Annotated in this window: 2 protein-coding genes; one reads left to right on the forward strand and one right to left on the reverse strand. The window is 30.7% G+C overall.

Annotation, left to right across the window (positions count from 1 at the left end; translation table 11 throughout):
• Positions 1-64: 64 nt before the first annotated feature.
• Complete coding sequence (locus WKT09_RS13535; RefSeq protein ID WP_340416536.1) at positions 65-1,066, forward strand: YheC/YheD family protein; 1,002 nt, start codon at positions 65-67, stop codon at positions 1,064-1,066.
• A gap of 261 nt (positions 1,067-1,327) precedes the next feature.
• Here the strand turns inward: WKT09_RS13535 and WKT09_RS13540 are convergent, their stop codons facing one another.
• Complete coding sequence (locus WKT09_RS13540; RefSeq protein ID WP_340416537.1) at positions 1,328-2,317, reverse strand: ATP-grasp domain-containing protein; 990 nt, start codon at positions 2,315-2,317, stop codon at positions 1,328-1,330.
• Positions 2,318-2,780: the final 463 nt, after the last annotated feature.

Consider the following 2,780-nt stretch of genomic DNA (forward strand, 5'->3'; position numbering starts at 1 on the left):
AAAGCTAATAATCATTAAGTATTGTGAATTTAAGTGATTCGGATAAATAATGGAGGAGATATAATTGGATATTGGTTATTTTCGTTTTAAAGATGATAGAAAGAAAACAATGGAAATAAATGCTATGATACATAGTTTTTATGGTTTAACTTTGGTTTTTTTTAATGAGGATGATATCAATTATGAAGATAAAACAGTAGTAGGTAAGTATTACACGGTTGATGGATGGAAATCAAAAGAGGTAGCATTGCCTAAGATAATCAATAATATGAGAATTAAAAAGCCTAAGGAAAAAAGTAAAGTTTACACATTTTTAGATAAAAACAGTTATTTACTATTTCATAATTTTGGAAGTAAGCGCTATGTGGAAAATCTCCTTTTAGAAAATAAATTATTAGAAGACTTAATAATTCCGAGCAAGATTATAACGTCAAAAAATGATGTAATAGAGTTATTCGAAAATAATAATAAACTGTTATTTAAGCCTATTGATGGTATGAAAGGAAGAGGAATATTTACAGTCGAAAAAAATAAAGAAGATTATTTATATACTGATCAATCAAGTAGTTATACTATAAATGAAAAAGAACTAGAAAATAAAATTTGCAAAATATCTAATAATTACATAGGACAAAAATATATTAGTTCTAAAACTAAAAATAATCTTCCGTTTGATATAAGGGTACAATATGAAAAAAACGGGATGGGAAAATGGGTTAAGGCTCAAACCTATGCTAGGGTCGGATTATCAAATCCTTTGGTTTCTAATGTTGACAAGGGTGGCGCAGTTATTCGTGGGAAATCATTTTTAAAAAATAACTTTGGAGAAGAAGAAGGTTTGAAACTTCATAAAAAATTAAATAAGTCTCTAAAAGGTTTTCCTTCAAAATTTGAAAAATTATATGACTTTAACGTTAGTACAATAGCTGTAGATTTAGGTTTACACAACGGAGAATTTTACTTATTTGAAGTGAATTCATTTCCAGGAGGAACTTTTGCAAGGGGAGAGGTAGCACATCTCAGAGCTGCTCATACAAAATATTTAGTTGATAAATTTAAACTCTAAAATTACTTATTTAAAGTTCTGCTAAATTTTAAGCAATATCCAGATAATAAGTATTGTAGTAGGAAGGATAATATGAGTGAAGAGCCAAAGATGGTTATGCATACATGATAACTAATATTATTGAAGCCAGACATCGCATATACGTCTGGCTTATTTAGACACTATATCAATTAATTAAATATTGAGGCACTTTATATTGAAAAATGATGAACCTAATCCTTGTAACGCCATTAGGTCTTAAATTGTATAACTCAATACATACTATTCATCCAATTGTTTCACAGTATTTGGGAACATATAATCTACTAATTGCGTGATGACATCTCTTTTTTCTCCCTCCCAAGGAAAGTGATGCATACTTAACATTGCATGGGAATTAATTTCAATAATGCTATACTCATCACCATTTATGAGTATGTCAGCACCACATACTCTCAATCCAGGAATTGAACGGATTGCTTTGGTTACAGAGTCTTTTATGGCCGGATTAATAGAGTCAGTCATATCAATTCCATCGCCTCCTGTTGAAATATTAGAGTTACTTCTCAAATAGATAATTTCCCCTAGTGAAGGAATGTCAGTTAAACTCAATCCATGTTTTTTTAGTACTCTAACTGTTTCTTCCTTCGTGTCTAGTTTTTTGTGAAGAGGATTCTTTCTCTTGTCTCTTTCCTTATTCTTAATGTTTATAAGTTCTTCGATTGTATGTTTTCCGTCACCAACTACATTAGCTGGAACCCTCTTAGCAACAGCAACAACTTCATCCTTTATAAAGGAAAAGCGATATTCTTCTCCGCTAACAAACTGTTCAATCAATATTTGTGAATGTTTTTTGGATACCTTTTTGAAACATGAAACGAATTCATCATAATCTTCAATTTTTACAAAAACTAACTTACCCATTGATCCATCATTTGGCTTTATAACAACTGGTAAAATAGATTTTGCCCAATTCCATGCACGATCAATTTCATTGCTTGTAAATATAGCATTTTGTGGACAAGGAAAGCCTAGGTTTCTCAATAGACTACTGGATGTGTTTTTGTATTTTACTATTTTCATCGCTAATTTAGTGTTAGGACTTTGAGTAGCCCTTCCTCCTCGTACTATATATGATTTTCCATCATGTGACATTTTAAACTTTCCATTTTTTAATTTTTTAAATTCAACTCCACGATCATAGGCGTTTTTTACGAGCATACGATTGGATTGACTTAAATTTCTACCTGTTAATTCCTTAATGTTTACCATAAAATTGCCCCCCAGCAATAATTCATTCTAAATTTCTATTATACTATTAATTAGATACTTTAGGTAGAAAAGTTAAATAATAACATAAAGTCACGGTTGACTATGATAATTACATTTATTCAGGTTTCAATCTCCCACTCATTTCTAGACGAACAAGGGAAAGAAAACAGATGGAAGTTTTATGTTTAGAAGAAAAAACGATGAAACAGTTCGTAGTATTTGCATCGGTAGGAGAGATGAATGAAGCAGTAATTAATACATAAAACAAATGAATAGGGAGAATAGATTGGGAAATCTTAGATGACATTAGCCGGAATGCGTGTAAGCATGTAGATGTTGGTTATTTACATAAGCAAAAGATGGCAGAAGCGGTTAGATTTATATCATCAAGGAGGACGGCAATTCTTATATGACATCGTTTGGATAAATTTGAGATGATTAAACAATATGAAACGGGGGGTGT

It is taken from the genome of Pseudogracilibacillus sp. ICA-222130, assembly GCF_037892545.1.
Taxonomy (GTDB): domain Bacteria; phylum Bacillota; class Bacilli; order Bacillales; family Amphibacillaceae; genus Pseudogracilibacillus.

Excerpts from the sequence above, each read along its gene's own strand:
- WKT09_RS13540 (WP_340416537.1), bottom strand. The coding sequence starts at position 2,317 with ATGGTAAACATTAAGGAATTAACAGGTAGAAATTTAAGTCAATCCAAT.